At 71.3% G+C, this 9,373-nt stretch carries 8 protein-coding genes; 5 read left to right on the plus strand and 3 right to left on the minus strand.

Annotated elements, in window-relative coordinates; translation table 11 throughout:
- The 4 genes from secD to SACSA_RS0111180 all read left to right on the plus strand — a co-directional run.
- Nucleotides 1-1,317 (plus strand): protein translocase subunit SecD (secD, locus tag SACSA_RS0111165; RefSeq protein ID WP_019815921.1); only part of this gene is annotated, 1,317 nt, incomplete at its 5' end.
- Between the two features lies 1 nt (nt 1,318).
- On the plus strand, nt 1,319-2,569 hold the full coding sequence (gene secF / locus SACSA_RS0111170) for a protein translocase subunit SecF (protein WP_019815923.1): 1,251 nt from the start codon (nt 1,319-1,321) through the stop codon (nt 2,567-2,569).
- Nucleotides 2,566-3,090 carry an adenine phosphoribosyltransferase gene (locus SACSA_RS0111175; RefSeq protein WP_019815924.1) on the plus strand — a complete coding sequence of 175 codons (525 nt, stop codon included), beginning with the start codon at nt 2,566-2,568 and terminating at the stop codon, nt 3,088-3,090. The genes secF and SACSA_RS0111175 overlap by 4 nt, the downstream gene beginning before the upstream one ends.
- Nucleotides 3,091-3,324: 234 nt before the next feature.
- Nucleotides 3,325-5,667 carry a RelA/SpoT family protein gene (locus SACSA_RS0111180; protein WP_019815925.1) on the plus strand — a complete coding sequence of 781 codons (2,343 nt, stop codon included), beginning with the start codon at nt 3,325-3,327 and terminating at the stop codon, nt 5,665-5,667.
- A 142-nt stretch (nt 5,668-5,809) separates the two neighbouring features.
- Here the strand turns inward: SACSA_RS0111180 and SACSA_RS0111185 are convergent, their stop codons facing one another.
- From SACSA_RS0111185 to SACSA_RS0111195, 3 genes are all read right to left on the minus strand, one after another.
- On the minus strand, nt 5,810-6,583 hold the full coding sequence (locus tag SACSA_RS0111185; RefSeq protein ID WP_019815926.1) for an enoyl-CoA hydratase/isomerase family protein: 774 nt from the start codon (nt 6,581-6,583) through the stop codon (nt 5,810-5,812).
- Nucleotides 6,584-6,787: 204 nt separating this feature from the next.
- Complete coding sequence (locus SACSA_RS0111190) at nt 6,788-7,588, minus strand: aminotransferase class IV (protein ID WP_232212926.1); 801 nt, start codon at nt 7,586-7,588, stop codon at nt 6,788-6,790.
- A 9-nt stretch (nt 7,589-7,597) separates the two neighbouring features.
- On the minus strand, nt 7,598-8,458 hold the full coding sequence (locus SACSA_RS0111195; protein ID WP_019815928.1) for a peptidylprolyl isomerase: 861 nt from the start codon (nt 8,456-8,458) through the stop codon (nt 7,598-7,600).
- 123 nt (nt 8,459-8,581) lie between these two features.
- On the opposite strand from SACSA_RS0111195, the gene SACSA_RS0111200 reads away from it, so the two are divergent.
- A complete protein-coding gene (locus SACSA_RS0111200; protein WP_019815930.1) occupies nt 8,582-9,244 on the plus strand; it encodes an MBL fold metallo-hydrolase in 663 nt (220 codons plus the stop codon).
- Nucleotides 9,245-9,373: the final 129 nt, after the last annotated feature.

Below are 9,373 nucleotides of genomic sequence, written 5' to 3' on the forward strand. Positions count from 1 at the left end.
GGGGGCGGTGCGCCCGCCGCGGCGGCCCAGCCCGCCGGGGACGGTGACCAGAACCAGCCCGGCGAAGGCCAGGATTCCGACGCCGAGTCCGCCGCCCAGGGACAGGCCGGTGCGCCCGCCCAGAACCAGGACGACTCCGCCGACCGGGACGAGGTCGCGCAGCGCATCCAGGAAGCCCGGCAGCTCCGGCAGAACCCGCGGATGCTGCCCGGCGACCCGAGCGATCAGACCCAGGTCCAGGCCGCGCAGATGGCGCAGCAGCAGGCGCTGAGCCAGCTCACCTGCGACCCCGACCGGCCCGACCCGCTCGCGGGCAACGACGACCCGAAACTGCCCCTGGCGACCTGTAACCAGGACGGCACCCAGAAGTACGTGCTCGGCCCGGTGTTCCTCCAGGGAACCCAGATCGATACCGCCTCGGCCGTCTACGACTCCCAGCAGGGCAACGGCTGGCTGGTGAACCTGTCGTTCAACGCGCAGGGCGCCGAGACGTGGGCCAACTTCACCTCGGCCAACGTCAACGAGCAGGCCGCCTTCGTCCTCGACACCGAGGTCGTCTCCGCGCCGAGCATCAACCAGGCGATCGTGGGCGGCGACACGCAGATCACCGGCCAGTTCAGCCAGAGCGAGGCCCAGGACCTGGCCGACGTGCTCAAGTACGGTTCGCTGCCGCTGTCGTTCGACTCCTCCGACGCCACCACGGTCTCGGCCACGCTCGGACTGGCCACGCTGGAGGCCGGGCTGATCGCGGGCGCGGTCGGCCTCGCCCTGGTGTTCGTCTACTGCCTGTTCTACTACCGCATCCTCGGCGTGCTGACGATCCTGTCGCTGGCGCTGTCGGCGACGATCATCTACGCCACGCTGGTCCTGTTGGGCCGGTGGATCGGCTACACCCTCGACATCGCCGGTGTCGTCGGGTTCATCGTCGCCATCGGGGTCACGGCCGACTCGTTCGTCGTCTACTTCGAACGCCTCAAGGACGAGATGCGGGAGGGCAGAACGTTCCGTTCGGCGGTGCCGAGGGGCTGGGTGAAGGCCAGGCGCACGATCCTCGCCTCGGACGCGGTGATGTTCCTCGCCGCGGCCGTGCTCTACGTGCTCGCCGTCGGCGAGGTGAAGGGTTTCGCGTTCACCCTGGGACTGTCCACGGTGCTCGACCTGGTCGTCGTCTTCCTCATCACCCACCCGCTCGTGGCCCTGGTGGCGAAGTCGAAGAAGCTGTCGAGCCCGAAGCTCTCCGGGCTGGGTGCGGTGCAGCGGATCGGGTCGAGCCGTCGCACCGCCAACCGCCTCGGCACGGCCGCGAAGGAGGCGTGAGGTGGACTCCAACAACCCGCGTCGCACGAACGCCATCGGTGAGACCGCCACGGAAGGGTCACTGCTCCAGCGCCTCTACACCGGCACCGGCGCGTTCGACATCGTCGGACACCGCAGGCGCTGGTTCCTCGTCTTCGGGGCCCTGCTGCTGGCGTGCGCGGCCACGATCGGGATCAAGGGCTTCAACTTCGGCATCGAGTTCGAGGGCGGGACTCAGATCCAGATGCCCGCGCGGGGCGCCGACGGCCCGATCACCGTCGACGAGGCCCAGAGCGCGTTCTCCGAGGCCCTCGGCCGCAACCCGTCCGAGACGCAGCAGGTCGGCGTCGGGGACGCGGCGTCGGTGCAGCTGCGCTCGGAGAGCCTCGACCCGGGGGAGGTCGCCGAGGTCAAGCAGGTCTTGTTCGACGAGCTCCAGCCGCTCGGACCGAACGGCCAGCCGAGCCAGCAGGTGATCAGCGACAGCGCCGTGAGCGCGTCCTGGGGCGGGGAGATCTCCCAGCAGGCGCTGATCGCGCTCGCGGTGTTCCTCGTCCTGGTGACGGTGTTCCTTGTCATCTACTTCGAAAAGTGGATGGCGGTCGCCGCGCTCGTGGCGCTCGTGCACGACATCGTGGTCACCGCCGGTGTGTACTCGCTGGTCGGCTTCGAGGTGACCCCCGCGACCGCGATCGGGTTGCTCACCATCCTCGGGTACTCGCTCTACGACACCGTCGTGGTCTTCGACAAGGTCAAGGAGAACACCCGGGGACTGCTCAACCTCAGCCGGCGTACCTACCCCGAGGCGGCCAACCTCGCGGTGAACCAGACCCTGATGCGCTCGATCAACACGTCGTTGATCGCGTTGCTGCCGGTGGTCGGCCTGCTGGTGATCGGCTACATCCTGCTCGGTTCCGGCACGCTCCAGGACCTCGCGCTGGTGCTGATGACCGGCCTGATCGCGGGAACGTTCTCGTCGATCCTGCTGGCCACGCCGATTCTGGTGTCGGGCAAGATGCGCGATCCGAAGTACCTCAAGCAGGCCGACAAGGTCCGTGCCCGCCGCGAGAACCAGGCACGCAAGATGAACGGCGCCACCGCCGACGACGACTTCGACCCGGGCGACGACGAGTCGCTGGCCGCCGAGCTGCGCAAGGAGAAGGCGCTCGCGGCGGCGGCCAGCGTGCCCGACCGGCACCCGAGGAGCAAGCGCGGTGCCCGCGACTCGGGGCAGGGCGGTGCCGGGCGGCCGACCGGGAAGCGGAAGCGGTGACGGCGCGCAAGGTCGACGAGGCCCTCGACCTCATCACCGAGATCCCGGACTTTCCGGAGCCGGGTGTGCTGTTCCGGGACCTCACCCCGCTGTTCGGGGACCCGGGCGCGTTCGCGCTGGTGATCGACGCGCTGGGGGAGGCGGTCGGGGACGTCGACCGCCTCGCCGCGGTGGAGGCCCGCGGGTTCGTGCTCGCGGCGGCCCTCGGGTACGCCCGGGGGCTCGGGGTGGCGCTGGTGCGCAAACCGGGCAAGCTGCCGCAGGTCGCGGGCCGGGTCGATTACACGCTGGAGTACGGCACCGCGACCCTCGAACTGCCCTCCGGTTCGGTACGCGCGGGCGAGCGGGTCGCCGTGGTCGACGACGTGCTGGCCACCGGCGGTACGGTGGCGGCCACGACCGAGCTGTTGCGCTCGGCGGGCGCCGAGGTCACCGGGATCGCCGTCGTACTCGAACTGGCCGAGCTCAACGCCCGCGCCCGCATGCCGGGCGTCGAGGTCCACGCCCTCCGCACAGTCTGACCCACCCCGCGAGTTGCCCTTCACGGCCCGCGAGTTGCCCCTCGCGGCCGGTGAGTTGCCCCTTCCAGTCGGCCCCGGAGGCGTTCTCCCACCCGGTCGCGGGCGGTCGGCATGACCGCCGTGTCCACCACCGGGTGTGCGCCGGGCGTGCCCGTGCGCCCACCCGGCGCGGTTCGGGCGTTACGCTGGTAAGCGATGTCGTCCTGACATCCGCGTGACGCTGGAGGTGTTCGGGTGAGCCAGGAGCTGGATTCCGTGGCCGCTGCCCGTTCCGACGCCGGCGGGTCCACGCGCGGCGGGCAGAACTCCGACGGGGCCGCGGTGCGAGCGCCGTCCGCGACCCGGCGGGTGCGCGCCCGGCTCGCACGGCGTATCACCGCGCAACGGCCCGCGTCGGTGAAGCAGGTGCTGGAGCCGCTGGCCGCCATCCACCGGGAGTTGCACCCGAGTGCGGACATGGCGCTGTTGCAGCGCGCCTACGACGTGGCCGAGGAGCTGCACCGTGAGCAGCGCCGCAAGTCCGGCGATCCCTACATCACGCATCCGCTGGCCGTCGCCACGATCCTGGCCGAGCTGGGCATGGACACCACGACCCTGGTGGCCGCGCTGCTGCACGACACGGTCGAGGACACCGGGTACTCGCTCGCGCAGCTCGGTGAGGACTTCGGCGAGAAGGTCGCCCAGCTCGTCGACGGCGTGACCAAGCTGGACAAGGTCAAACTCGGGACGGCCGCCGAGGCAGAGACCATCCGCAAGATGGTCATCGCGATGGCGCGCGACCCCCGGGTGCTGGTGATCAAGCTCGCGGACCGGCTGCACAACATGCGGACCATGCGGTTCCTGCCGCCGGAGAAGCAGTCCCGCAAGGCCAAGGAGACCCTTGAGGTGCTGGCGCCGCTGGCACACCGCCTGGGCATGGCCACGGTGAAGTGGGAGCTGGAGGACCTGGCGTTCGCGATCCTCCAGCCGAAGAAGTACGACGAGATCGTGCGCCTCGTCGCCGACCGGGCGCCGTCCCGCGACACCTACCTACGGTGGGTGGTCGGGGAGCTGAACAAGCAGCTCGACGAGTCGCGGGTGAGCGCGCAGGTCGAGGGAAGGCCGAAGCACTACTACTCGATCCACCAGAAGATGATCGTGCGAGGCCGCGACCTCGACGACATCCATGACCTTGTCGGGGTCCGCATCCTCGTCGAGGACGTGCGCGACTGCTACGCGGCGATGGGCGTCGTGCACGCGCTCTGGCAGCCGATGCCGGGGCGGTTCAAGGACTACATCGCCCAGCCGCGCTTCGGCGTGTACCAGTCGTTGCACACCACGGTGATCGGGCCCGACGGCAAACCGCTCGAGGTGCAGATCCGTACGCACGAGATGCACCGCACCGCCGAGTACGGGATCGCCGCGCACTGGCGGTACAAGGAGACCAGGGGCACGCACCGCGGTAACGCCGTGGACATCGACGAGATGGCGTGGATGCGGCAGTTGCTCGACTGGCAGCGGGAGGCCGCCGACCCGGGTGAGTTCCTGGAGTCGCTGCGTTACGACCTGGCCACCCGCGAGATCTTCGTGTTCACTCCGAAGGGTGACGTGGTCACGCTTCCCGTGGGCTCGACGCCGGTGGACTTCGCCTACGCCGTGCACACCGAGGTGGGGCATCGTTGCATCGGGGCGCGGGTGAACGGCAGGCTCGTCGCGCTCGAACGCAAGCTGGACAACGGCGAGGTCGTCGAGATCTTCACCTCGAAGGCCGAGGGCGCGGGCCCGAGCCATGACTGGCTGTCGTTCGCGGGGTCGCCGAAGGCGCGCGCCAAGATCCGTCAGTGGTTCGCCAAGGAGCGTCGTGACGAGGCGATCGACTCCGGCAAGGAGGCCATCGCCAAGGAGGTCCGCAAGATCGGGTTGCCGTTGCAGCGCCTGGTCTCGGCCGACACGATGGGCTCGGTCGCGAAGGAGTTGCGGCACACCGACATCAGTTCCCTGTACGCCGCGGTGGGCGAGCGTCAGGTGGGCGCCAAGCACGTCGTGCAGCGGCTCGTCGCGCTGATCGGCGGGGTCGAGGAGGCGGAGGAGGAGCTGGCCGAGCGGGCCACGCCGTCCACCGTCACCCGCAGACGCGGCACCGGGGACGTCGGTGTGGTGGTCAAGGGTCAGACCGACATCTGGACCAAACTCGCGCGGTGCTGCACTCCGGTGCCCGGAGACGACATTCTCGGATTCGTCACCCGGGGCGGCGGGGTGAGCGTGCACCGCACGGACTGCACCAACGCCGACGACCTGCGCAGGCAGCCGGAGCGGCTGCTCGACGTGGAGTGGGCGCCGACCGAGTCGTCGGTGTTCCTCGTGGCGATCCAGGTGGAGGCGCTCGACCGCCACCGCTTGCTCTCGGACGTGACGAAGGTACTCGCCGACGAGAAGGTGAACATCCTTTCGGCGTCGGTGACGACCTCGCGTGACCGCGTGGCGGTCAGCCGGTTCACGTTCGAGATGGGCGATCCCAAGCACCTCGGCCACGTGCTCAAGGTCGTCCGCAACGTCGAAGGGGTCTACGACGTCTACCGCGTGACCTCGGCGACCTGACCCCGCTCGCCCGCGAGTCGCCCCGAGGCGTCCGGCGAGTCGCCCCGAGGCGTCCGGCGAGTTGCCCCGGGGCGTCCGGCGAGTTGCCCCCCGCCGGTCCGCCGGAGCAACCGCGGGGCGCGGGTGGGGTTGCTTTCCCCGCTCAGGCGAACCGTGGTGGGCGGCGCTCCAGGAACGCGGACACCCCTTCGGCGTAGTCCGTGCTGTGCACGGCCGCCGCCCGGATCGCCGCCACGTGCTCGTCGCTGTGCTCCTGGCCCGCGGTGATGCGCTCGATGATCTCGTTCATGCCGCGCACCGACGTCTGGGACCGCGTGCACAGGGTGTGCGTGAATTCGGCCGTGACCGCCTCGAGGTCGGCGGGGTCGGCGACGTCGTTGACGAGTCCGATCTCGCGGGCGCGGTCGGCATCGATCAGCCGCGCGGACAGCAGCAGGTACCGGGCGTGTGCCGGGCCGACGAGTGCGACGAGCTGGCGGGTCGAGGTGAAGTCGTAGACGATGCCGAGCTTGGCCGGGGTGATGCCGAACCGCGATCCCCGTGCGGCGAACCGGACGTCGCAGGCCACGGAGAGCTGGCAACCGCCTCCGATGCAGTTGCCCCGGATCATCGCCACGCTCGGCTTCCGCATCTCCGTCAGCGCGCGCACGGCCCGCTCGACCGCTGTGTCGTAGGCGGCGGCGCCGTCCGCCGTCGAGCGCAGGTTCCGGAACTCAGCGATGTCGGCCCCCGCCGAGAAGTGCTCACCGGCGCCGGTGAGCACGAGAACCTTCAGCGTCGGGTCCGCTTCGACCTCGGCGACCACGTCGGGCACCGCCGACCACATCGCATGGCTGATGGCGTTCATCTTGCCGGGGCGCGCGAGGGTGAGCCTGGCGATCTCGCCGTCCCGGTCGAGTGCGATCCCGTCGGTCACCGGGACACTGTAGGGCTCCGCGTCCCACCGCGGGGCCGGAGGTGGCGTGGATCGCGCGAACGATCTCGGCTGCGCGGAACGGCTCGCGGGCGTCCAGGGGCAACTCGCGGGCGGTGAAGGGCAACTCGCCGACCGGGGGAGGGCAACTCGCCGACCGGGGAGGGCAACTCGCGGGCGGCGAGGGGGCGACTCGCGGGCGGGGGCTCAGAGCGGGTCGGAGGGGATGCTCGCGTAGGCCCGGCGGAGTGTCTCGGTCCAGGACCCGGCGTCGGGCAGCGGAGTGCCGTCCACGGCGGCGACCGGGCGCACCGGTTCCCCCGCGTTGCACACGAAGGCGGCATCGCAGCCCGGGACCTCGTCCAGCGTGACCGCCCGGTGCGTGGTCGGCACTCCGGCCCGGCGCAAGCCCTCGTCGAGGACGTGCTGGGTGACGCCAGCCAGCAGGGGACCGCGCGGCCAGACCACCGTGCCGTGCTCGACGAACCCGATGGTGCGGACGGAGGTCTCGGTGACCAGGCCGTCGCCGGTGACGAACAGGGCGTCATCGTGGCCGGCCTGCCGGGCGCGGCGGGCGTGGAGGTGCTGGGCGAAGGTGCCGACGTGCTTGACCTCGGGCAACGGGCGCTCGTACCGGGTCGAGCGCAGGCGCACCGGTGTCTCGGCGGGCGCCGACTCGCGCACCGTCACCAGCACGTCCGGCTCAGCAGGCACCGCGACCGGGGACCCGACGACGGTGACCCGCGCGACGACGTCACCGGAGCCGGGCACGGCACGCCGCAGGCACTCCCGGACGAAACCGGTGTCGAGGTCGGCGTCGAAGACCACGCGGTTGCCGTGCGTGAGCCGGTCGAGGTGGGAGCCCAGGCCCCGCACGCGCCCGTCGGCGACCCGCATCGTGGTGAAGTGGCCGTAGCCCGCCACCGCGGCGGCGGCGAGCCGTTCCGCGGTGGCGGGTTCGCCGTTGAGGTAGGCGCGCACCGGCGACACTCCCGCCTCGTGTCCCACCGGGGGTCCTCAGTTCCCCCCGACGGTGACCTCGGTGAAGGTGACGTCGGTGTGCGGTGTGCCGCCGCCCGCCTGCGAGCTGTTGTCGTGGCCCGCGCGCGCCACCTCGTCGATGACGTCGAGACCCGAGTCGGAGATCGTGCCGAACACCGTGTAGTCCGGCGGCAGCGGCGCCTCGCCGTAGACCATGAAGAACTGGCTGCCGTTGGTGTCCGGGCCGGAGTTGGCCATCGCCAGGATGCCCCGCCCGTAGGTCAGGCCCTCGAACGTCTCGTCGGCGAAGCTGTACCCGGGGCCGCCCGTGCCGTCGCCCTTCGGGTCGCCGCACTGCAGCATCTGCAGGCCCTCGGTGCTGATCCGGTGGCACGTGGTGTCGGTGTAGAAGCCCTGCTCGGCGAGGTTGACGAAGCTGTGCACCGTGCACGGGGCCAGCGCGCGGTCGAGTTCGAGCGGGATGTCGCCCACCGACGACTTCAGGGTCACGGGCACCGTGCCGGAGGCCGGGACCTCACCGCCCGACGGCGGGTCCACCTCCTTCGCGGCCTCCCCTGATTCGGGATACTCGCACGTCGTGGGGTCGGGCAGCGGCTCGGGACGCTGCGGTGCCGCCACGCGTTCGGTCGGGATCTCGATCGGTGTGCTCTCCGGCGCGCTGCCCTGGGTGCTGCCCGGGTCGGCGCCGGTGTCCTCCGCCGCGCTGTCGTCGCCGCGGGTCGCCAGGATCACGACGAGCCCGGCGACCACCACCACGGCGCCGACGGTCACGCCCACACCGACGATCCTGCGTCGCTTCGCGCGTTCGGCCCGACGGGCGAGTTGCCGTTCGAGCTTGCGTTTCGCGGCCTCGCGGCGCTGCTGGTTGGTGGCCACCTGCCCTCCCAAGGTTGTCGTCCGACCGGCTGCCGGTGGCCGCAGTCTATGGGCACTGTCTGTGAGGACCCTGTACAGGGGCGGCTAGGGTGAAGTGAATCCCAGCGAAGGCGGAGGTGAGTCGTGCTCGTCGTCGGGTTTCCGGTCGGCGCGTTCCAGGCGAACTGCTACCTGCTCGCCCGCGAGGCGGGTACGGAGTGTGTGCTCGTCGATCCCGGACTGGACGCGGCGCCAGAGGTCGAGCGGGCGTTGTCCGAGCACGACTTGACCCTTTCGGCGGTCCTGCTCACCCACGGCCACGTCGACCACATCGCCTGCGCGGCCACGGTCGCCGACGACCACGGCGTCGCCGTCCACATCCGGAGTGAGGACCGGCATCTGCTCACCGACCCGGCCGCCGGGCTCAGCCCCGAGCTGGCCCGTGGCGTCGGCGGGCTCCGGCTCGCCGAGCCCGCCGAGGTCGTCGAGCTCGACACCGGTTCGCTGACGGTGGCGGGGCTGCCGGTCCGGGTGGAGCACACGCCCGGGCACACCCCGGGGTCGGTGGTGTTCCTGCTGCGGACTCCCGAGGGCGGGCAGGTCGCCCTCACCGGCGACACGCTGTTCGCCGGGTCCGTCGGGCGCACGGACATGCCGGGTGGCGACGCGGCGGCGCTGCGCACGTCGTTGACCGCCTCCCTGCTGACGCTGGACGACGAGACCGTGGTGCTGCCCGGCCACGGTGGCAGCACCACCATCGGGCGTGAACGCGCGGCCAATCCGTTTCTCACCGGGGTGCGGGCATGAACGAGCAGGAACCGACGGGCCCCGACTCGACGGGTCCCGACTCGCCCGGGCCGGGAGCGAGTGGAGCGGAACCGACGGGCCGGGATGCCGGGGCGGGCCCGGCGCGGCGGCGTCGGGCCGGGGAGCCGG

The sequence above is a fragment of the Saccharomonospora saliphila YIM 90502 genome (assembly GCF_000383795.1).
Classification (GTDB): domain Bacteria; phylum Actinomycetota; class Actinomycetes; order Mycobacteriales; family Pseudonocardiaceae; genus Saccharomonospora; species Saccharomonospora saliphila.